The 18408-nt window shown below is 69.2% G+C and carries 21 protein-coding genes; 11 read left to right on the top strand and 10 right to left on the bottom strand.

Features of this window, described 5'->3' with window-relative positions; genetic code table 11:
- Positions 1–23: 23 nt before the first annotated feature.
- The 4 genes from ABDW61_RS00675 to ABDW61_RS00660 are packed head-to-tail and all read right to left on the bottom strand — an operon-like array spanning position 24 to position 3862.
- Positions 24–1097, bottom strand: coding sequence for a sulfate ABC transporter ATP-binding protein (locus ABDW61_RS00675; protein WP_343635170.1), 1074 nt, complete (start codon positions 1095–1097; stop codon positions 24–26).
- On the bottom strand, positions 1094–1984 hold the full coding sequence (cysW, locus tag ABDW61_RS00670) for a sulfate ABC transporter permease subunit CysW (protein WP_343635168.1): 891 nt from the start codon (positions 1982–1984) through the stop codon (positions 1094–1096). Before cysW ends, ABDW61_RS00675 begins: the two co-directional genes overlap by 4 nt.
- A 1-nt stretch (position 1985) precedes the next feature.
- Complete coding sequence (cysT, locus tag ABDW61_RS00665) at positions 1986–2867, bottom strand: sulfate ABC transporter permease subunit CysT (RefSeq protein WP_343635166.1); 882 nt, start codon at positions 2865–2867, stop codon at positions 1986–1988.
- 8 nt (positions 2868–2875) lie between these two features.
- Positions 2876–3862 (bottom strand): sulfate ABC transporter substrate-binding protein, encoded by a 987-nt coding sequence (locus ABDW61_RS00660; RefSeq protein ID WP_343635961.1) that lies wholly within the window; start codon positions 3860–3862, stop codon positions 2876–2878.
- Between the two features lie 249 nt (positions 3863–4111).
- Here ABDW61_RS00660 and ABDW61_RS00655 point away from each other — a divergent pair, with 249 nt between their 5' ends.
- Both ABDW61_RS00655 and ABDW61_RS00650 read left to right on the top strand, forming a co-directional pair.
- Positions 4112–4612, top strand: coding sequence for a GAF domain-containing protein (locus ABDW61_RS00655; protein WP_343635164.1), 501 nt, complete (start codon positions 4112–4114; stop codon positions 4610–4612).
- Positions 4612–5001, top strand: coding sequence for a response regulator (locus ABDW61_RS00650; RefSeq protein ID WP_343635162.1), 390 nt, complete (start codon positions 4612–4614; stop codon positions 4999–5001). The genes ABDW61_RS00655 and ABDW61_RS00650 overlap by 1 nt, the downstream gene beginning before the upstream one ends.
- 9 nt (positions 5002–5010) lie before the next feature.
- On the opposite strand, the gene ABDW61_RS00645 is transcribed toward ABDW61_RS00650, so the two are convergent.
- A complete protein-coding gene (locus tag ABDW61_RS00645) occupies positions 5011–5823 on the bottom strand; it encodes a glycosyl transferase (RefSeq protein WP_343635160.1) in 813 nt (270 codons plus the stop codon).
- Between the two features lie 181 nt (positions 5824–6004).
- On the opposite strand from ABDW61_RS00645, the gene ABDW61_RS00640 reads away from it, so the two are divergent.
- Genes ABDW61_RS00640 through ABDW61_RS00625 form a run of 4 tightly spaced genes read left to right on the top strand, consistent with a single transcriptional unit; the run spans position 6005 to position 9733 of the window.
- Entirely contained in the window at positions 6005–6946 is a 942-nt protein-coding gene (locus tag ABDW61_RS00640) for a TauD/TfdA family dioxygenase (protein ID WP_343635158.1), read from the top strand.
- Positions 6943–7980, top strand: a complete 1038-nt coding sequence (locus ABDW61_RS00635; RefSeq protein ID WP_343635156.1) for an ABC transporter substrate-binding protein — start codon at positions 6943–6945, stop codon at positions 7978–7980. Before ABDW61_RS00640 ends, ABDW61_RS00635 begins: the two co-directional genes overlap by 4 nt.
- 2 nt (positions 7981–7982) lie before the next feature.
- Positions 7983–8825 carry an ABC transporter ATP-binding protein gene (locus ABDW61_RS00630; RefSeq protein WP_343635154.1) on the top strand — a complete coding sequence of 281 codons (843 nt, stop codon included), beginning with the start codon at positions 7983–7985 and terminating at the stop codon, positions 8823–8825.
- The gene (locus ABDW61_RS00625) at positions 8822–9733 is read left to right on the top strand and encodes an ABC transporter permease (protein WP_343635152.1); all 912 of its coding nucleotides are present in this window, start codon (positions 8822–8824) and stop codon (positions 9731–9733) included. Before ABDW61_RS00630 ends, ABDW61_RS00625 begins: the two co-directional genes overlap by 4 nt.
- Here ABDW61_RS00625 and ABDW61_RS00620 read toward each other — a convergent pair.
- Both ABDW61_RS00620 and ABDW61_RS00615 read right to left on the bottom strand, forming a co-directional pair.
- Positions 9708–10139, bottom strand: coding sequence for a VapC toxin family PIN domain ribonuclease (locus ABDW61_RS00620; RefSeq protein WP_343635150.1), 432 nt, complete (start codon positions 10137–10139; stop codon positions 9708–9710). The genes ABDW61_RS00625 and ABDW61_RS00620 overlap by 26 nt on opposite strands.
- Before the next feature lie 2 nt (positions 10140–10141).
- Positions 10142–10342, bottom strand: a complete 201-nt coding sequence (locus ABDW61_RS00615; RefSeq protein ID WP_343635148.1) for a type II toxin-antitoxin system VapB family antitoxin — start codon at positions 10340–10342, stop codon at positions 10142–10144.
- A 401-nt stretch (positions 10343–10743) separates the two neighbouring features.
- Here ABDW61_RS00615 and ABDW61_RS00610 point away from each other — a divergent pair, with 401 nt between their 5' ends.
- From ABDW61_RS00610 to ABDW61_RS00590, 5 genes are all read left to right on the top strand, one after another.
- Positions 10744–12159 carry a pyridoxal-phosphate dependent enzyme gene (locus ABDW61_RS00610; protein ID WP_343635146.1) on the top strand — a complete coding sequence of 472 codons (1416 nt, stop codon included), beginning with the start codon at positions 10744–10746 and terminating at the stop codon, positions 12157–12159.
- Positions 12156–13358, top strand: a complete 1203-nt coding sequence (locus ABDW61_RS00605; protein ID WP_343635143.1) for a PLP-dependent aspartate aminotransferase family protein — start codon at positions 12156–12158, stop codon at positions 13356–13358. The genes ABDW61_RS00610 and ABDW61_RS00605 overlap by 4 nt, the downstream gene beginning before the upstream one ends.
- A 296-nt stretch (positions 13359–13654) precedes the next feature.
- Positions 13655–14593, top strand: coding sequence for a LysR family transcriptional regulator (locus ABDW61_RS00600; protein ID WP_343635141.1), 939 nt, complete (start codon positions 13655–13657; stop codon positions 14591–14593).
- Between the two features lie 106 nt (positions 14594–14699).
- Entirely contained in the window at positions 14700–15413 is a 714-nt protein-coding gene (locus ABDW61_RS00595) for a Bax inhibitor-1/YccA family protein (protein ID WP_343635139.1), read from the top strand.
- 19 nt (positions 15414–15432) lie between these two features.
- Positions 15433–15837 (top strand): hypothetical protein, encoded by a 405-nt coding sequence (locus ABDW61_RS00590; protein WP_343635137.1) that lies wholly within the window; start codon positions 15433–15435, stop codon positions 15835–15837.
- Between the two features lie 6 nt (positions 15838–15843).
- Here ABDW61_RS00590 and ABDW61_RS00585 read toward each other — a convergent pair whose 3' ends face one another.
- The 3 genes from ABDW61_RS00585 to ABDW61_RS00575 all read right to left on the bottom strand — a co-directional run bounded on the left by ABDW61_RS00585 (position 15844) and on the right by ABDW61_RS00575 (position 18243).
- Entirely contained in the window at positions 15844–16485 is a 642-nt protein-coding gene (locus ABDW61_RS00585; protein WP_343635135.1) for a glutathione S-transferase, read from the bottom strand.
- Positions 16486–16556: 71 nt separating this feature from the next.
- Entirely contained in the window at positions 16557–17153 is a 597-nt protein-coding gene (locus ABDW61_RS00580) for a GNAT family N-acetyltransferase (RefSeq protein ID WP_343635133.1), read from the bottom strand.
- A 49-nt stretch (positions 17154–17202) separates the two neighbouring features.
- On the bottom strand, positions 17203–18243 hold the full coding sequence (locus tag ABDW61_RS00575) for a Gfo/Idh/MocA family oxidoreductase (RefSeq protein WP_343635131.1): 1041 nt from the start codon (positions 18241–18243) through the stop codon (positions 17203–17205).
- Positions 18244–18408: the final 165 nt, after the last annotated feature.

The raw sequence follows: 18408 nt of genomic DNA, 5'->3' as shown, positions 1-18408 counted from the left end.
TGCGGCTCGCTGATCGAGGGGGATCAGGCGGCCTGATCGATGCCGAAGAGGCTCAGGCGCGAGGCCTGCAGCCGCACTTGCTGGCCGGAGGACAGCTGCAGCGCCTCGGCCTGCTCGCGGCTGAGTTCCGCTTCCAGGTGCTCACCCGAGGCGCCGCGCAGTTCCACGCGCGCGGCGGCACCGAAGCTCAGCACGCGCTCGACGGTGGCCGGCAGGCCCGGCGCGTCCTGCGCCGGGATGATGACCAGCTCATGCGGACGCGCGTAGGCCTGCACCAGGCCCTGCTGCGCGCCTTCGATCGCGGCGGCCGCGCCCTGCGCCAGCGTCTGGTCGCCGACGCGCACGATGCCGCTGTCCACGCGCCCCTCGAAGCGGTTGACCGCGCCGAGAAAACCGTAGACGAAAGGTGTCGCCGGGCGCTGGTAGACCTCGGTCGGCGAACCGACCTGCTCCACGCGCCCGTGGTCCATCAGCACGACGCGGTCGGCGACTTCCAGCGCCTCCTCCTGGTCGTGCGTGACGAAGATGCTGGTGATGTGCAGCTCGTCGTGCAGGCGGCGCAGCCAGCGGCGCAATTCCTTGCGCACCTTCGCGTCGAGCGCGCCGAAGGGCTCGTCCAGCAGCAGCACGCGCGGCTCGACCGCCAGCGCGCGGGCCAGCGCGATGCGCTGGCGCTGGCCGCCGGAGAGCTGCGGCGGATAGCGGTCCGCCAGCCAGTCCAACTGCACCAGCTGCAGCAGCTCGTGCACCTTGCGCTTGATCTCCGACTCGGGCGGCCGCTGCTTGCGCGGCTTCACGCGCAGGCCGAAGGCCACGTTGTCGAACACCGTCATGTGGCGGAACAGCGCGTAGTGCTGGAACACGAAGCCGACTTCGCGCTCGCGCACGTGGGTGTCGGAGGCATCGGCGCCATCAAGCAGCACCTGACCCCGGTCGGCCGTCTCCAGGCCCGCGATGATGCGCAGCAGCGTGGTCTTGCCGCAGCCCGAGGGGCCCAGCAGCGCGGTCAGCTCACCGGTGGGGAAGTCCAGGCTGACGTCGCCCAGCGCGGTGAAGCTGCCGAAAGCCTTGTGGATGTTGCGGACCTGGATGCTCATGCTTCTTCCTTGATCACATTGCGCGAGGCCTGCCACTCGACGAACTGCTTGAGTCCGAGCGTGACCAGCGCCAGCAGCGCCAGCAGCGACGCGACCGCGAAGGCCGCGGCGAACTGGTATTCGTTGTAGAGGATCTCGACCTGCAGCGGCAGCGTGTTGGTCTGGCCACGGATGTGGCCCGAGACCACCGACACCGCGCCGAACTCGCCGAAGGCGCGCGCGTTGCACAGGATCACGCCGTAGAGCAGGCCCCACTTGATGTTGGGCAGCGTCACATGCCAGAAGGTGCGCCAGCCGCTGGCGCCCAGCACCGTGGCGGCTTCCTCTTCATCGCGGCCTTGCGCCTGCATCAGCGGGATCAGCTCGCGCGCGACGAAGGGGAAGGTCACGAACACGGTCGCCAGCACGATGCCGGGGACGGCGAAGATGATCTTGATGTCGTGCTCCGACAGCCAGGGGCCGAACCAGCCCTGCGCGCCGAAGATCAGCACGTAGATCAAGCCCGCCACCACCGGCGAGACCGAGAACGGCAGGTCGATCAGCGTGATCAGCAGCTGTTTGCCTCGGAAGTCGTGCTTGGTGATGGCCCACGCGGCGCTGACGCCGAAGACGATGTTCAGCGGCACCGCGATGACCGCGGCGATCAGCGTCAGCTTGATCGCGGAGACGGCGTCGGGCTCGATCAGCGAGGCCAGGTAGGTGTCCCAGCCCTTGCGCAGCGCCTCGGTGAACACCGCGGCGAGCGGCAGCAGCAGGAACAGCGCGAAGAAGGACAGGCCCAGCGTCAGCAGCGTCCAGCGCACCCAGCGCTTTTCCGCGGTGGCGGGGTTCCCTTGATAGTGACCGGCCGAGCGGGGCCGGCCGAGCGATGCGGCGGATCCGGCCATGTCAGCGCTTCCCGTCCATTCCGTTGCGGCGCAGGCTCCAGGCCTGCAGTCCATTGATGCCCAGCAGCAGCAGGAACGAGAACACCAGCATCACGACCGCGATCGCGGTGGCGCCGACGTAGTCGTATTGCTCGAGCTTGGTGATGATCATCAGCGGCGTGATCTCGCTGACCATCGGCATGTTGCCGGCGATGAAGATCACCGAGCCGTACTCGCCGACCGCGCGCGCGAAGGCCAGCGCGAAGCCGGTCAGCAGCGCGGGGGTGAGCATCGGCAGCACCACCAGGCGGAAGGCCTGCCAGCGGTGCGCGCCCAGCGAGGCGGCGGCCTCCTCGAGCTCGGTGTCCAGGTCCTCGAGCACCGGCTGCACCGTGCGCACGACGAAGGGCAGGCCGATGAAGATCAGCGCCACCAGCACGCCCAGCGGCGTGAAGGCGACCTTGATGCCCAGCGGCTCCAGCCATTTGCCCATCCAGCCGTTGGGCGCGTACAGCGCGGTCAGCGCGATGCCGGCGACGGCCGTCGGCAGTGCGAAGGGCAGGTCGATCAGCGCATCCACCAGCTTCTTGCCCACGAAGTCGTAGCGCACCAGCGACCAGGCCAGGATGAAGCCGAACACGACGTTGATCGCCGCGCCCAGCAGCGCCGCGCCGAAACTCAGCCGGTACGACGCGAGCACGCGCGGCGAAGTGGCCGCGGCCCAGAAGGCCTCGGCGCCATGGCCGGCGGACCTCAGGAAGACCGCGCACAGCGGGATCAGCACCAGCAGCGAGAGATAGAAGAGCGTGAAGCCCAGCGTCGGCGCGAAGCCGGGCAGTACGCGGCGGCGTTTGCGGGCCGGCGCCTGGGCGGCCGGCGGCGCGGTGAGCACGGCGGTGTTCATCGGATCAATCAGCGGCGCGCGGCCATGATCTGGTCATAGGTGCCGCCGTCGGCGAAGTGGGTCTTGCCCACCTTGGCCCAGCCGCCCAGCGTCTGGTCGACGCTGAACAGCTTGATCGGCGCGAAGCGCTTCTCGTGCTTCTTGAAGATCGCGGCGTCGCGCGGGCGGAAGTTGTTCTGGGCAATGATCTCCTGGCCCTCGGGGGTCCACAGGAAGTCCAGATAGGCCTTGGCCAGCGCGGCCGTGCCCTTCTTCGCGGCGACCTTGTCCACCACCGCCACCGGAGCGTCCGCCTCGATCGAGATGCTGGGCGCCACGACCTCGAAGTTGCCCTTGCCGAACTCGTTCTCGATCAGCTCGGCCTCGGATTCGAAGGTCAGCAGCACGTCGCCGATGCCGCGCTGCGTGAAGGTGGTCGTCGCGCCGCGGCCGCCGCCGTCCAGCACCGGCACGTTGGCCAGCACCTTGGTGACGAAGTCCCTGGCTTGCGCGTCGGTGCCGCCCTTGGCGATCACGCTGCCCCAGGCGGCCAGGTAGCCATAGCGGCCGTTGCCGGTGACCTTGGGGTTGGGGATGATGACCGACACCCCGGGACGCGCCAGATCGGCCCAGTCCTTGATGCCCTTCGGATTGCCCTTGCGCACCAGGAACAGCATCGTGGAGCTGTACGGCGCCGCGCCATTGGGGAATTTCGTGCGCCAGTCGGCGCCGGTCAGGCCCTTCTCGGCCAAGGTGTCGACGTCGGTGGCCTGGTTCATCGTGACGACGTCGGCCTCCAGGCCGCCGATCACCGAGCCGATCTGCTTGGACGAGCCGCCGTGCGACTGGTTCACCGTGACCGTCTGGCCGGTCTTGGCCTTGTACGCGGCAACGAAGGCGGGATTGATCTGCTTGTAGAGCTCACGCGCCACGTCGTACGAGACATTCAGCAGCGTCGTCTGCTGCGCCGAAGCCAGCAGCGGCACCCCCATCAACGGCATCGCGGCGGCCAGCATCAGCGCGCGGCGGCGGCTGGCGGAGAACAGGGGACGGCTCTGGGGGGCGGAGTTCTGGGACATGGCGAGCAGGCGAGGGCCGGCGACGTTGAGGGTCGGGCTGCGAAGCTTGCCAACAAGTCCTTATTCCAGGAACGATTGTTTGAGCATTTGCTTATTTCGCATAACGCATATGCGGTGGGCGGGCGCTGGTGGCGGGTCCCGATCAAGTCGGCTAGTCTGGCGCTTCGATTGGGAGGACCCGCGTCCATGATGACCGCCCCGATTCCGGAGAACGAAGCCGAACGGCTCCAGGCGCTGCGCGAGCTGCTGATCCTGGACACCCCGCCGGAGGAGCGCTTCGACCGGCTCGTCGAGTTCGCCGCCGAGGAGTTCGGCGTCCCGATCGCGTTGATCAGCCTGATCGACGACCACCGGCAGTGGTTCAAGGCGCGCTTCGGACTGGCCGTCTGCGAGACCGGCCGCGACGTCAGCTTCTGCGGCCATGCGATCCATGTGTCCGAGGTGATGGTCGTCAGCGACGCCACCGAGGACCCGCGCTTCGCGGACAACCCGATGGTGCTGGGGCCGCCGCACATCCGTTTCTATGCAGGCGCGCCGCTGGAGCTTCGTCCCGGCGTGCGCATCGGCACGCTGTGCCTGATCGACCGCCGCCGCCGCACGCTCGACGACACCGACCTGGCCATCCTGATGAGCCTGCGCGACATCGTCGTCTCGGAGCTGATGACCGAGGCTGGGGAGCTGCGCTGATGGCCGCCGCGACGCACCCCCAGTTGCTGCTCGTCGATCCCCATTCGCTGTTCCGGCGCACCGTCGCGATGGTCGCCCGGCAACTGCAGATCGCCGAGGTGCACGAGTCCAGCAGCCTCGAGGCGGCGCATCGGCTGCTCGAGCACCAGCCGATGGACGGCCTGCTGCTGGACATCGGCCAGGGGCTGGACGCGCTGGCGCTGCTGCAGAGCGTGCGCGCCGGCGCGCTGCGCTGCCCGGCCGGCACGCCGGTGGCGCTGACCGCCGAGGCCTGCGATCTGCCCACCGCCCAGCTCTACAAGGAGCTGCAGGTGCGGCGGATCATGCTCAAGCCGTTCAAGGTGAAGACGGCCCTGGAGGTGATCCAGGACCTGGCGCGGCCGCAGTAGGCTGCGGGCCTACTCGACCCAGTGCTCCGCCAGCCAGGGCGTGGGCAGCACGAAGCTGCGCAGATGGCGCCAGCGGTGCTTGACCCCGCTGCCGAACGCGGCGCGAAAGTGCTGCCACGGGTCGGTGTGCGGCGGATCCTCGGTGTTCCAGCGGCCGAGCATCACGTCGGCCGGGTTCGGGCCGCCCGGGAAGGTCACGATGCGCGCGCCGGCGGGCAGCTTGGCCGGCCGGAAGTAGCGCAGCGGGAACGGCGGCAGGCAGTGCAGCCGGAAATGGCGCGTCCAGCCCTCCGGCCACAGCTTGATGCCGCCCGGGACCGAGGCGGTCACCCAGTGCTGCTCGAAGCCATGCTTGTCCGAGACCGCCTGCGGATTGGCGCGGAAGTTCTCGATGATGTGCGGGTACTTGCCGATCGGGAAGCGGAACACCGAGGTCTGGCCCAGGCGCTGCATCGGCTTGGCCCAGTTGCGGGCCAGGATGACGTCGTCGGGATGGCCGTAGCTGAAGTAGCCGTCCATGTTGCCGACGATCACCGAGTCCAGGTCGATGAACAGGACCGGACCCGACAGGCCGGTCTTCTCGCCCATGTCGGCGCTCCACATCACCAGCTTGCGCCACTTGCCCAGCGACTTCCTGGGCCATTCGCAGCCGAGTTCGGGCAGGTCGTAGGCGTCGACCTCGGGGCGCAGGCCCTCGGCGTTGTCGGTCAGGCAGACCAGGCGGAAATCGCCGGTGATGTGCCGGCGCAGCATGCCGTAGAGACGGTTCACATACTCCGGACCGTAGGCGGTGCCCCACTTCACGCAGATCACTTGTTTCATGGGGGGCGCTGCTCCTGGCGACGGCTTTTCAGAGAAGCGCATCACTATATTCACATTATGTAAACGAAATGCAAACAGGGGCTATTGCGCTTTTGCGCGGGCGGCCTTATGCGGCTAACGCGCTTGGACATGCCGCGAGCTTCGTTCGCGCGAGGAAGGGCGATGCCTAGAGTCGGCGCCCATGACAGCCCTCGCCTCGCCCTCCCCCGCCACGCCGGCCGCGCCCCGGCTGGCCGCCGGCTTCGCCGCGGATTTCGATGCGCCCTCGCAGGATTTCGAGATCCACGCCTTCGACGGTCCACTGGGCGCCGAGGTGCTGGGCCTGGACCTGGCCCGGCCGCTCAACAGCGCGGACTTCGCGCGGCTGCACCGGGCGCATCTCGACCACCATGTGCTGGTGTTCCGCGACCAGCGCATCACGCCAGCGCAGCACATCGCGTTCAGCCGCCGCTGGGGGCCGCTGCAGATTCACGTGCTGCGCAACTTCCAGCTGCCCGGCTTCCCGGAGATCCTGCAGGTCTCCAATGTCCGTGACGCGCAGGGGCAGCCCATCGGGCTGGGCGACGCCGGGCAGTACTGGCATTCCGATCTCTCGTACAAGGAGCGGCCCAGCCTGGGCTCGCTGCTGCATGCGCAGGAACTCCCCGCCCAGGGCGGCGACACGCTGTTCGCGAACCAGCATCTCGCCTACGACGGCCTGCCGCTCGCGCTGAAGACGGCGATCGCCGGCAAGCGCGCCGAGCACAGCTACCTGGCCCGCTACGAGGAGCTGCGCGCCCGCAACCCCTGGCGCCCGAAACTGACGCCGGCGCAGATCGCCGAGGTCAGGCCGGTGCCGCAGCCGGTCGTGCGCACGCATCCCGAGACGGGCCGGCGCGCGCTGTTCGTCAGCGAGCATTTCACGACGCGAATCCTCGGCCTGCCCGAGGACGAGAGCCGCGACCTGCTCGCCCAGCTGTTCGAGCACAGCAGCCGCGACAGCATCGTCTACCGCCATCGCTGGCAGCCGCACGACCTGGTGTTCTGGGACAACCGCTCGCTGCTGCACCTGGCGGCCGGCTGCCCGGACCACCTGCGCCGGCATCTGCATCGCACCACCATCGAAGGCGACGTTCCCGCATGAAGCACGAGACCTCCCCCTCTTCCCGGCGCGTGTCGCTGCGCGTGCTGCTGACCGGCGCGGTGGCTGCGAGCCTGGCCCTGTCGGCGCTGTCCGCCCGCGCCGAAGGCCGGATCCGCATCGCCGAGCAGTTCGGCATCGTCTACCTGCTGCTGAACGTCGCGCAGGACCAGCGGCTGATCGAGAAGCATGGCAAGGCGGCCGGCGTCGACATCCAGGTCGAGCGGGTGCAGCTCTCGGGCGGTCCGGCGATCAACGAGGCGCTGCTGTCGGGCAGCATCGACATCGCCGGCGCGGGCGTCGGGCCGCTGCTGACGCTGTGGGACAAGACGCAGGGACGGCAGAACGTGCGCGGCATCGCGTCCCTGGGCAACTTCCCGTACTACCTGACCAGCAGCAACCCGAACGTCAGGACCATCGACGACTTCAGCGACAAGGACCGCATCGCGCTGCCGGCGGTGGGCGTGTCCGTGCAGTCGCGGATCCTGCAGCTGGCCTCGGCCAAGCGCTGGGGCGACGCGCAGTTCAACAAGCTCGACCGGCTGCAGGTGGCGCTGCCGCATCCCGAGGCGACCGCCGCGCTGATCAAGGGCGGCACCGAGATCAATGCCCACTTCGGCAATCCGCCGTTCCAGGAGCAGGGCCTGGCCGGCAACCCCGGCGTGCATGTGGTGCTGAGCAGCTACGAGGTGCTGGGCGGGCCGGCGTCGGCGACGGTGCTCTACACGACGGAGAAGTTCCGGCGCGACAACCCGAAGACCTACAAGGCCTTCCTCGGCGCGCTCGCCGAAGCGGCGGATTTCATCGCGAAGAACCCCGAGCGCGCCGCCGATATCTACATCCGCAACGAGAACTCCAAGGTGCCCAAGGAGCTGCTGCTGAAGGTGATCCGCAATCCGGAGGTGCAGTTCAAGATCACGCCGCAGAACACCTTCGCGCTGGCGAGCTTCATGCACCGCATCGGCGCGATCAAGAACAAGCCGGCGTCGGCACAGGATTACTTCTTCGACGACCCGCACAACGCGGCCGGGAGCTGAGCATGAGCGCGGTGCTGGAGCGGCTCGGGACGCCGGACGCGCAGGATGCGCAGCCGGTTTGCGGTGCGTGCGAGAGCCTGGCGCCGCAGGCTTGGCAGGCGCGCCTGCGGGTGGAGGACGTCAGCCTCGAGTACCGCGGTGAGCGCGGCATCGTCCGCGCGACACATCGCGTCGGATTCGACGTGCTGGCCTCGGAGCGCTTCGTGCTGCTGGGGGCGTCGGGCTGCGGGAAGTCCTCGTTGCTGAAGGCGGTTGGCGGCTTCATCGCGCCGGCGCAGGGACGGATCCTCGTGGACGGCGTGCCGGTCACCGGGCCGGGGCCGGATCGCATCGCGGTGTTCCAGGAGTTTGACCAGCTGCCGCCTTGGAAGACGGTCCTGGAGAACGTCGCGTTCCCGCTGATCGCCTCGGGGACGTTGCCGCGCAAGCAAGCGCGGGAACGGGCACGCGACTGGCTGGCACGGGTGGGACTGACGGGTTTCGAGTCGGCGTATCCGCATCAGTTGTCCGGCGGCATGAAGCAGCGCGTGGCGATCGCGCGGGCGCTGGCGATGAAGCCGCGCGTCCTGCTGATGGACGAGCCCTTCGCGGCGCTCGATGCGCTGACGCGCCGGCGGATGCAGGACGAGCTGCTGGCGCTGTGGGAGCAGGATCGCTTCACGCTGCTGTTCGTGACGCATTCGATCGAGGAGGCGCTGATCGTCGGCCATCGCGTGCTGGTGCTGTCGCCGCATCCGGGCCGCGTTCGCGCGGAGTTGAACGCTCAAGGGCTGAGCGCGTCGCAGCGGGCCGCACAGGCCGTTCGCATTGAACGGCTGCTGTTCGGCGAGGAACGCGCCGCATGACCGTCACCGCCTTGCCGACGCCACGGCCTTCCGACCCGCCCGTGCGGACGGAGCGCGAGATCGCGCTGGACGCGGTCCACGCACTCGCCCCCACGGAGACTCCTCACTCCGCCCTCTCCCTCTGGCGGGGCCGAGGGGGAAATGCGGAGAGCGCCTGGCGGCAGGCCGCGTTGCTCGCACTGCTGGCCGCGCTGTGGGAAGTCGCCGCCCGGATCGCCGACAACGACCTGCTCTTGCCGACCTTCACCGCCGCGGTCCGGGCGCTGTGGGAGGGGCTGGCCGGCGGTGAGCTGCTGCTGCGCGCGGCGATCTCGCTGAAGCTGCTGCTGCAGGGCTATGCGCTGGGCGTGGTGCTCGCGCTCGGACTGACGGCGCTCGCGACCTCTTCTCGCTGGGGACGCGACCTGCTCTCGAGCCTGACGGCGATGTTCAATCCCTTGCCCGCGATCGCGTTGCTGCCACTGGCCCTGCTGTGGTTCGGACTCGGCGCGGGAAGCCTGATCTTCGTGCTCGTGCACGCGGTGCTGTGGCCGCTGGCGCTGGCCGCCTCGGCGGGTTTCGCCTCCGTCCCGGAGACGCTGCGGATGGCAGGTCGCAACTATGGTCTGGCGGGGCCGCGCTATGTGGCGCAGATCCTGCTGCCGGCGGCGCTGCCGTCCATCCTATCGGGCCTGCGCGTCGGCTGGGCCTTCGCGTGGCGGACCCTCATCGCTGCCGAGCTCTTCTTCGGCGCCTCGTCCGGTCAGGGCGGGCTCGGCTGGTACATCTTCCAGAACCGCAACGAGTTGATGACGGATCGCGTCTTCGCGGGCCTGGCGCTGGTGATCCTGATCGGATGGCTGGTCGAGCGGCTGATCTTCAGCGCCGTCGAGCGCGTCACGATCAGACGGTGGGGCATGCAGCGATAAGAGCCCTGTCATTGCGCTCATGCGCTCTCGCCGGCGTCTCGGCGTGAGCGACGCCCAAGCGCTTCGCGAGCGCCGCCAGGCGCTTGTCCGTTGCCCAAAGACGCGCCCCCGGCGTCTTCAGCGTCGACATCAGCAGGGAGATGTCGACCAGCCCGCATCCCTTGCCGAAGATCTGCTCCCGTTCAATCAGCCCGACCACTTCATCGATGCTGACGGGTGCGCTGTGACGCAGGTCCTCAATGGCAGAAAGCGCCTTCGCGCGTGGATTGGGAAGAGAGCCGCAGCGCAACTCTCCAAGAATCAGCGGATGCGCGAGCACGGCCTGCGTCTTCAGCAGCATGAGCAGCAAGGGGTTGTGCTGGCGGAAATGGTCGATCCAGACAGAGGTATCCACGACCACCTTCATGGCTAGCGATCCTCCGGATCTTCCGGGTCCTGCCGACGGCGAGGGATATCCGGCAAGTTGGGCGCAATGCCGCCCATCTCGGCCAATCGCGCCTGCGCCTGATAAGCGATGAATGTGCGCAGTGCCGTATTGATGAGCTGCGTCTGGTCCATGGGCTCGTCTGCGACGGCCAAGGCGCGTTGATAGAGGGCTTCGTTGATCATGGCGGTGATCGGAATGCGTTTGAGAAGTGCGCAAGCTTGCGCCGCCTCGGCCGTCTCGTCAGTGGCCTGTTCCTATGCCGCTGCCGGCCATGCCCACCGACTCCAGTGGTGCCGCTCCCAAAAACAAACGCCCCGGCCGAAGCCGGGGCGCTGCTCGCATCGGATGACAAGGTTCAGTTCATGGCTGGGTCTTGGGCTTCCTCATGCTGGACGACATGGACGAAGGGTAGGGGCGCGCCGGCGCGCCGGGAACGAAGCGAAGCGGATAAGCTGCTGCGGCAACCGCGCTTGAGGCTCCGTCCTCGAGCGGCAGCGCGGCGATAAGCTGCCCGGTTCGCCCGGCGCCGGCGCCATCCCTGCCGTCGTCCGGGTTCATCCCACCAGGATCACAAGGAGCCCGCATGAGTGCCACGGAGACGACTTCCACCGCCATCAACCAGGGACCGCAGCGGCCCGACCGCCCCGCCGTGCTGGACCTCATCGGCAACACGCCGCTGGTCCCCGTCAACCGGCTCGACACCGGCCCCTGCCAGCTCTTCCTCAAGCTCGAGTCGCAGAACCCCGGCGGCTCGATCAAGGACCGCATCGGCCTGTCGATGATCGAGGCCGCCGAGCGCGACGGCCTGCTGCCGCCCGGCGGCACCGTCGTCGAGGCCACCGCCGGCAACACCGGCCTGGGACTGGCGCTGGTGGCCCGCGCCAAGGGCTATCGTGTGGCGCTGGTCGTGCCCGACAAGATGTCCGCCGAGAAGGTGCTGCAGCTCAAGGCGCTCGGCGCCGAGGTCCACATCACCCGCTCCGATGTCGGCAAGGGCCACCCCGACTACTACCAGGACCGCGCCGCGCGCCTGGTCCAGGACATCCCCGGCGCCTGGTACGCCGACCAGTTCAACAACCCGAGCAACCCGCTTGCGCACGAGACCACCACCGGCCCCGAGATCTGGCAGCAGGTCGGCCACCGCATCGACGCGCTGGTCTGCGGCGTCGGCTCGGGCGGCACGCTGACCGGGCTGTCGCGCTTCTTCGCCAAGGTGCGCCCGGGCCTGGACCTGGTGCTGGCCGATCCGGCCGGCTCCATCCTCAAGGACTTCGTCGAGAAGGGCAGCTACGGCGAGGCCGGCTCCTGGGCGGTCGAGGGCATCGGCGAGGACTTCGTCCCGCCCATCGCCGACCTCAGCGGCGTGCGCCATGCCTACGCGATCACCGATGAGGAGAGCTTCTCCACCGCGCGCGACCTCTATCGCGCCGAGGGCATCCTGGCCGGCTCCTCCACCGGCACGCTGCTGGCCGCGGCGCTGAAATACTGCCGCGCGCAGACCACGCCCAAGCGCGTCGTCACCTTCGTCTGCGACACCGGCACCCGCTATCTGTCCAAGGTCTACAACGACCCGTGGATGTTCGACCAGGGCCTGCTCAAGCGCGCCACCAAGGGCGATCTGCGCGACCTGATCGCGCGCCGCGCCGAGGACGGCGCCGTCGTCAGCGTCAGCCCCGACGACACGCTGGCCACCGCCTTCTCGCGCATGCGCCAGGCCGAGGTCTCGCAACTGCCGGTGCTGCGCGAGGGCCGGCTGGTCGGCCTGCTCGACGAGTCCGACCTGCTCGCGCAGATGCACATGGACGCGCGCCACTTCAAGGACAGCGTCGACAGCGCGATGAGTCATGATGTGCAGACCCTGCCCCCGGGCGCGCCGCTGTCCGACCTGATCGCCCAGCTGCGCAAGGGCCTGGTGGCCGTGATCGCCGACGATCGCGGCTTCTACGGCCTCGTCACCCGCTTCGACCTGTTGAACCACCTGCGAAAGGGCTTGTCATGAGCCAGTCCCCCAACAACAACGACCACCCTTCCGACGCCGGCCTGCGTTTCGACACGCGCGCCATCCACGGCGGCCAGCATCCCGATCCGCTGACCGGCGCCGTCATGCCGCCGATCTACGCGACCTCGACCTATCGCCAGCAGAGCCCCGGCGTGCACCAGGGCTACGAGTACGGCCGCACCCACAACCCCACCCGCCAGGCCTATGAGCGCGCGATCGCGAGCCTCGAAGGCGGTGTGCAGGGCTATGCGTTCTCGTCCGGCCTGGCCGCGATGGCCACGGTGCTGGACACGCTGGAGGCGGGCTCGCACATCGTCGCGGGCGACGATCTCTACGGCGGCAGCTACCGGCTGTTCGAGCGCGTGCGCAAGCGCAGCGCCGGCCTGCAGGTGACCTACGTCGACAGCAGCGACCCGGAGAACGTCCGCGCCGCGCTGCGGCCCGAGACGAAGATGATCTGGATCGAGACGCCCAGCAACCCGCTGCTCAAGCTCACCGACCTGGCGGCCGTCGCGAAGATCGCGCGCGAGCACGGTGCGCTGGCCATCGCCGACAACACCTTCGCCAGCCCCTGGTCGCAGCGGCCGCTGGAACTGGGCTTCGACGCGGTGATGCATTCGGCCACCAAGTACCTGAACGGACACAGCGACGTGATCTCGGGCGTGGTCGTGGTCGGGGGCGAGCAGCGCCAGGCGGCACTGCGCGAGCAGCTCGAGTTCCTGCACAACGCGGTGGGCTCGATCGCCGGCCCGTTCGACAGCTTCCTCGCGCTGCGCGGGCTCAAGACGCTGGCGCTGCGCATGGCGCGCCACAACGAGAGCGCGCTGGAACTCGCCCGCTGGCTGGAGGCGCAGCCCAAGGTGCGCCGCGTCCATTACCCGGGACTGGAAAGCCATCCGCAGCTGGCCCTGGCCAAGCGCCAGATGCGCGGCGGCGGCGGCATGATCAGCGTGCAGCTGGACACCGACCTGGCCGGCGCGCGCCGCTTCCTGGAGCGCGTGCGGATCTTCTCGCTGGCGGAAAGCCTGGGCGGCGTCGAGAGCCTGATCTCGCTGCCCGCGCTGATGACCCATGCGTCGATCCCGGTGGAGACGCGGGCGCGCCTGGGCATCACCGACTCGCTGGTGCGGATCTCCGCCGGCATCGAGGACGTCGAGGACCTGCGCGATGACCTGAAGGCAGGCTTGGCTGCGATCTGATCGGCCAAGGCCTCTCGCGGCGGCTTGAAGCCGCCGCCAACGAACGCGCCGCGGCCGGCAGGCCGCTGGCGCGTTCTGTTTTTCCGAGCCGCCAGCCGCACAAGAAGCGAAGCTTGATGTCAAGAAGCTGTGAAGATGTGCGCGTCCAGCGCGCAGAGAACCGAGCCGGCAGGGGCTGCGACTCCACCTGACCCGGGTCGGCGATCGTGTCGAAAAAACCTTCGTGAAGACGTTCTTAACTTCCGTTTAAGCGAAGCTGCTTATCATCCCGGTTCGTCTTTTTCGGAGGCCCCGCCATGTCCACCCTCAACTACCGTCATCTGCACTACTTCTGGGTCGTCGCCAAGGAAGGCGGCTTTGCCCGGGCCGCGGACCGGCTGGGCATGGCGGTGCAGACCATCAGCGCCCAGGTACGCGAACTCGAGCGCGCCCTGGGTCACCAGTTGCTCAAGCCCGAAGGCCGCGGCCTGGTGCTGACCGAAGCCGGCCAGGCCGCCTTCGCGCGCGCCGAGGAGATCTTCCAGATCGGCCAGATGGTGCCGCATGAGGTGCACGAAGCCGCGACCCAGCGGGTGCAGCGTCTGTCGGTGGGCCTGTCGGACGGCCTGTCGAAGCTGGCCGCCCATGCGCTGCTGGCGCCGGTGCTGGACACGCCTCAGTTGCGCCTGGTCTGCCACGAGGGGGAGGTCGACCAACTGGTGGGCGAACTTGCGCTCCATCACCTCGACCTGGTCCTCACTGACCAGCCCGCCCCCGTCAATCCGACGCTGCGCATCACCAGCCAGCTGCTGGCCAGCACGCCGGTGGACTGGTATGGGCCGGCGGAGCTGATCGAGCGCGCTCGCCGCATGCCGGGCAAGTCCTTCCCGCACGTGCTGGAGTCGCTGCCCGTGCTGCTGCCGACCCGCCACGCGTCGCTGAGATCAAGCCTGGAGCGCTGGTTCGAGCAGCACCACATCCGGCCGCAGATCGTGGGCGAGTTCGAGGACAGCGCGCTGATGAGCGTGTTCGCCGCCCGCGGCCTGGGCGTGTTCCCGGTGAGCCGGCTGGGTGCCGACGACCTCTCGATGATGGCCGGACTGCACCTGCTGGGACAGAGCGAGGTGATGGAGGACGTCCACGCCATCTACTCCCGCCGCGGGCAGAACCACCCGCTGGTGGCCAAGCTGCTGCAGCGGCGCGGCATGTCGATCCAGCCAGTTGAAAGCGAATCGGAAATTACTGCCACAGAATGAGAGAGAAGCAGGTTTCTTCGAACCTCTAGCGGCGCTAAGGTGGCCCCTCATGCGTGCGCGAGCGCGCCTGCAGTCCATCGGCTCACCTCGGATCAAGGAGACCCTCATGAGCGACTTCCAACGACATCCGGCGTCCCCCACGGCCTGGACGCCCGCCACCGCCAGCGGTGGCGATTCGGTCTTCACCCAGCGCGCCGACGTGGCGCGCGTGCTGCGCAACACCTATGCGCTGCTGTCGATGACGCTGCTGTTCAGCGGCGCGGTGGCGGCCGCGGCCGTCGCGTTCAAGCTGCCGGCGCCCGGCATGATCCTGACGCTGATCGGCTACTTCGGCCTGCTGTTCGCGATCCACAAGACGCAGCACTCCGCCGCCTCGGTGCCGCTGGTCTTCGCGCTGACCGGCTTCATGGGCTACACGCTGGGCCCGCTGCTCAGCGCCATCCTGACGCTGCCCGGCGGCGCCACCACGATCGCGATGGCGCTGGGCACCACCGGCGCGACCTTCCTGGTGCTGTCGGCCTACGTGCTGGCGACGAAGAAGGACTTCAGCTTCATGGGCGGCTTCCTGTTCGCCGGCATGATCATCGCGTTGCTGGCCTCGCTGGCGAACCTGTTCTTCCAGCTGCCGATGCTGGCGATGGTGGTCTCGGGCGTCGTGGCGCTGCTGTCGGTGGGCATGATCCTGTTCCACACCAGCATGATCGTGAACGGCGGCGAGCGGAACTACGTGATGGCCACCGTCAGCCTGTTCGTGTCGCTGTTCAATCTGTTCACGAGCCTGCTGAGCATCTTCGGCTTCGCCGGCTCGAGCGACGACTGACGAGCGCGCGGAGCCAGCGATGAAGACCTTCCTGTGGTCCGTGACCGGCCTGTTCGCGCTGCTCTGGAGCGGCCTGGCCTGGATCGCGGCCAGCCTGGTGCGCTGGACGGTGGAGGCGCTCTCCACCGGCCGCGCGGCCGAACTCGGCAAGGCTGCCGTGGAGTTCAAGTTCCCCGGCTGGGTGGAGCCCTTCCTCGACACCGGCCTGCTCGAGTTCGCGCAGGACGTGGTGCGATGGCTGATGGAGATGGCCGGCGCCGGCGCGCCGATGGCGGGCACCGCGATCGGCTGGCTGGTGCCGGTGGTCTGGATTGGCTGGGCGCTGGGCCTGACGGTGCTGATCGTGATCGCGCTGGTGCTGAACCAGCTGATCAAGCGCCTGCCCGCGGCGGGCACCACGGCGGCGTCGCCCCTCGCGCGCTGAGCCCCTTCAGCCGCCCACCGGCTGGACGATGCCGTCGCCATGAGGCGCGGCGCGGAACTCGGGCAGTTGCTCGACCTCGGTCGCATAGGCGATCAGCGTCTGCAACTGCTCGGCCGGCGGCAGCAGCTCCGGCGTCATCTCCCGCGCGAACGCCCACATCACGCCGATCGTCACGCCCGCCAGGCCGATCGCATCGCGCTCGGCGGACAGCGGCGCCTTCTTCACCTCTGCTTCCAGTTCCAGCAGCGCGGCGCGCAGCTGGCCGCTGACGCGGTCGAGCCAGGGCGCATGCTGCTTGTCGCCGGGGCGCAGCTGCTGCTCGTAGACGGCCTGGACGCTCTTGTCGGTGGCCGCCAGTGCCAGGCCCGTGAGCCGCAGCGCGCGCTTGAGCGCCGGATCGCTCGGCGGCAGCAAGGCGCGGCCGGGCGAGAGCGACTGCGCGTACTGCAGGATCAGTGTCGAGTCCATCAGCACCGTGCCGTCGTCGCAGACGAAGGTCGGCGCCTTGACGACAGGGTTGATGCGGCTGAACTCGTCGAAGGTGCGGAACACCGACAGCGAGCGGTGCTCGAAGCGCAGGCCGAGCAACAGCATCGCGATCGCCGAGCGGCGGACGTAAGGGGAGTCGAGCATGCCGATGAGCTGCATGGCGGTGTCCTTGGAACGGGTCGATGAAGGGCGGAAAGGACGCAAGCGCGGGAGGGGCCGGTGCGCGCGGCTCAGGCGCCGGGCGGCGGCGCCACGGTGAAGCGGTAGAGACAGCAGTCGTCGCCGTGCAGGCTGCGCACCTCGCGCACGATCTCGCCGGCGGCGCGGCCGCGGATGACGCCGGGCCAGAACTGCGCGGCCGGCGTGTTGGCCATCAGGTGGTAGATCTCCCAGCGGCCCGGGAAGCGCGCCAGCAGCTCGCTGGCCGCGCGCGCCGCCAGGCCGTGGCCGCGATAGCCGCGCGCCAGGAAGAAGTAGCCCATGTTGTGGTCGGAGCCGGGGTCCTCGCACTCGCCGTCGACTACCGCGAAGCCGGCCAGCTCCGCGCCGTGCCAGATCACGAACGGATGCACGTCCGGCTGCGCCCAGTACGGCGCCTTGGGCCGCAGCTGATACCGGCCCTCCGGCGCGAACGCCACCGGCGTCCATTCGCTGAGGTCGTAGTTGTAGAACTGCATGAGGTTCTCGATGCGCGGCAGATCGTCCGGGGAGGCGCGCTCGATGCGCAGTCCGGGGGCGTCGGGCAGCGGCACCGGGATCGACTCGGAGAACTCGGCGGAAGGGGCGGTCGAAAGGGCGGTGGAAAGGGCGGCGGGGCGTGTGTCCATCGGGGCTCTCGTCCGGGTGGGGCGGCGCGCGAGGGGCCGGTGCCGCGGCTCAGCGCGGCGGGAACGCGTCGTCGAAGGGGGAGCGCACGCCGGCCAGCGCGCGGATGCGGTCCATCCAGCCCAGCACCGCCAGCGTCTCCGCGTGCGGCACGACCGGGCTCTCGATCTCGCCGGCGCGCGCGCAGCGCATCGCTTCACGGATCTCGTTCTCGAAGCCGTTGATCTCGAAGGGGCGCTCGATCGTCTCGGCCATGCCGCGCGCGGGCAGCAACTGGGCGCGGGTGGCTTCCCAGAAGGTCTCGGGCAGCACGATGGCGCCGGACTCGCCCAGCACCTGCAGCGTGTTGGGCGCGAAGGTGTCGATGGCGCAGTGGAACTGCGAGACCAGCCCGCCGCCGAAGTCCAGCGCCACCGCCAGCCGGGCGTCGACGCCGGTGGGTGCAAGCGCCGCCTTCACCTGCAGGTCCACCAGCGGCGGCACCTCGCCGAGCGCGTGCTGCAGCACCCAGCGCGTGGCGGTGAGGTTGTAGATGCCGACGTCCAGCAGCGCGCCGCCGGCCAGCGCCGGGCTGAAGAGGCGGCTGTCCGGGTCGTAGGGCGCGGGGAAGCAGAAGCTCGACTGCAGGCCGCGCAGCGCGCCGATGCGGCCCGCGCGCAGCCAGGCGGCGAGCTCCTGGTAGATCGGCAGGAAGCGCGTCCACACCGCCTCCATCAGGAAGGCGCGATGCGCGCGCGAGGCCTCCACCAGCCGGCGGCCCATCTCCTGGTTGGGCACCAGCGACTTTTCGCACAGCACTGCCTTGCCGGCCTGCAATGCGGCCAGGACGTACTCGAAATGCTGGCCGTGCGGCGTCGCGACGTAGACCCCATCGACGGCCGGATCGTTCATGACGGCGGCCGGATCGGTGTGAGCGAGCACGGGCGGGTCACCGGCCTGCGACCAGCGCTCGGCGAACTGGCGGGCGCGATGGGCGTCCCGGCCGCACACCGCGTGCAGGCGGCAGCCGTCGAGGCGGGCGACGGCTTCGGCGAAGCGGTGGGCGATCGAGCCGGGGCCGATCAGGGCCCATTGGAAGGTGGGTTCGGACATGGCGGAGGAGGCTTCAACGGGAACCCGCGCGTGCGGGCGCGGCGAGCGGCCATGCTAATCGCCAATGAATCCGGCGGCGCTTGGGCGCGCTGGGTTCAGGGTTGTCCCGGATCGGGTTCGCCACAGGGGCGGACGACGCCCGTGGCCTTCGGTTTCGCGCGAGTC

The organism is Roseateles sp., from assembly GCF_039595595.1.
Lineage (GTDB): Bacteria > Pseudomonadota > Gammaproteobacteria > Burkholderiales > Burkholderiaceae_C > Roseateles.
The sequence above is the reverse complement of the archived record's forward strand: the minus strand, read 5'-3'. Positions and strand labels throughout refer to the sequence as shown.

Bases quoted from the DNA above. Each gene is read 5' to 3' on its own strand.
- ABDW61_RS00675 (WP_343635170.1), bottom strand. From the start codon at position 1,097: ATGAGCATCCAGGTCCGCAACATCCACAAGGCTTTCGGCAGCTTCACC.
- cysW (WP_343635168.1), bottom strand. From the start codon at position 1,984: ATGGCCGGATCCGCCGCATCGCTCGGCCGGCCCCGCTCGGCCGGTCAC.
- cysT (WP_343635166.1), bottom strand. From the start codon at position 2,867: ATGAACACCGCCGTGCTCACCGCGCCGCCGGCCGCCCAGGCGCCGGCC.
- ABDW61_RS00660 (WP_343635961.1), bottom strand. From the start codon at position 3,862: ATGCTGGCCGCCGCGATGCCGTTGATGGGGGTGCCGCTGCTGGCTTCG.
- ABDW61_RS00655 (WP_343635164.1), top strand. From the start codon at position 4,112: ATGATGACCGCCCCGATTCCGGAGAACGAAGCCGAACGGCTCCAGGCG.
- ABDW61_RS00650 (WP_343635162.1), top strand. From the start codon at position 4,612: ATGGCCGCCGCGACGCACCCCCAGTTGCTGCTCGTCGATCCCCATTCG.
- ABDW61_RS00645 (WP_343635160.1), bottom strand. From the start codon at position 5,823: ATGAAACAAGTGATCTGCGTGAAGTGGGGCACCGCCTACGGTCCGGAG.
- ABDW61_RS00640 (WP_343635158.1), top strand. From the start codon at position 6,005: ATGACAGCCCTCGCCTCGCCCTCCCCCGCCACGCCGGCCGCGCCCCGG.
- ABDW61_RS00635 (WP_343635156.1), top strand. From the start codon at position 6,943: ATGAAGCACGAGACCTCCCCCTCTTCCCGGCGCGTGTCGCTGCGCGTG.
- ABDW61_RS00630 (WP_343635154.1), top strand. From the start codon at position 7,983: ATGAGCGCGGTGCTGGAGCGGCTCGGGACGCCGGACGCGCAGGATGCG.
- ABDW61_RS00625 (WP_343635152.1), top strand. From the start codon at position 8,822: ATGACCGTCACCGCCTTGCCGACGCCACGGCCTTCCGACCCGCCCGTG.
- ABDW61_RS00620 (WP_343635150.1), bottom strand. From the start codon at position 10,139: ATGAAGGTGGTCGTGGATACCTCTGTCTGGATCGACCATTTCCGCCAG.
- ABDW61_RS00615 (WP_343635148.1), bottom strand. From the start codon at position 10,342: ATGATCAACGAAGCCCTCTATCAACGCGCCTTGGCCGTCGCAGACGAG.
- ABDW61_RS00610 (WP_343635146.1), top strand. From the start codon at position 10,744: ATGAGTGCCACGGAGACGACTTCCACCGCCATCAACCAGGGACCGCAG.
- ABDW61_RS00605 (WP_343635143.1), top strand. From the start codon at position 12,156: ATGAGCCAGTCCCCCAACAACAACGACCACCCTTCCGACGCCGGCCTG.
- ABDW61_RS00600 (WP_343635141.1), top strand. From the start codon at position 13,655: ATGTCCACCCTCAACTACCGTCATCTGCACTACTTCTGGGTCGTCGCC.
- ABDW61_RS00595 (WP_343635139.1), top strand. From the start codon at position 14,700: ATGAGCGACTTCCAACGACATCCGGCGTCCCCCACGGCCTGGACGCCC.
- ABDW61_RS00590 (WP_343635137.1), top strand. From the start codon at position 15,433: ATGAAGACCTTCCTGTGGTCCGTGACCGGCCTGTTCGCGCTGCTCTGG.
- ABDW61_RS00585 (WP_343635135.1), bottom strand. From the start codon at position 16,485: ATGCAGCTCATCGGCATGCTCGACTCCCCTTACGTCCGCCGCTCGGCG.
- ABDW61_RS00580 (WP_343635133.1), bottom strand. From the start codon at position 17,153: ATGGACACACGCCCCGCCGCCCTTTCCACCGCCCTTTCGACCGCCCCT.
- ABDW61_RS00575 (WP_343635131.1), bottom strand. From the start codon at position 18,243: ATGTCCGAACCCACCTTCCAATGGGCCCTGATCGGCCCCGGCTCGATC.